1 pseudogene is annotated in these 397 nt (G+C 57.4%); it reads left to right on the forward strand.

What is annotated here, in order from left to right:
* Positions 1-392, forward strand: a pseudogene (locus ACIPLA_RS27590) (cell division protein FtsZ); the annotation flags it as partial.
* Positions 393-397: the final 5 nt, after the last annotated feature.

Consider the following 397-nt stretch of genomic DNA (forward strand, 5'->3'; position numbering starts at 1 on the left):
CTGACCTGTCCCTGGGTGAGTACTCCGACGTGGGTAGCATCATCGAAGCCTTCGCTTCCGAGCACGCAATGGTCAAGGTCGGTACCGTTATCGATCCGGACATGCGCGACGAGCTGCACGTGACTGTTGTTGCCACCGGTTTAGGCGCTAAAATCGAGAAGCCTGTAAAGGTCATCGACAATACCGTTCATACCTCGATGGCTTCCCAGCCACAACAACAAGCCCCTGTTCGTCAGGAACAGCCTGCGGTGAATTACCGTGACCTGGATCGTCCGACCGTCATGCGCAACCAGGCTCAGGCCGGTGCTGCGACTGCCGCGAAGATGAACCCGCAAGATGACCTGGACTACCTGGACATCCCGGCTTTCCTGCGTCGTCAGGCCGATAGATGACATGT

Origin of the sequence: Pseudomonas sp. NPDC086112, assembly GCF_044746425.1 — a bacterium.
In the GTDB taxonomy this organism is placed as follows: domain Bacteria; phylum Pseudomonadota; class Gammaproteobacteria; order Pseudomonadales; family Pseudomonadaceae; genus Aquipseudomonas.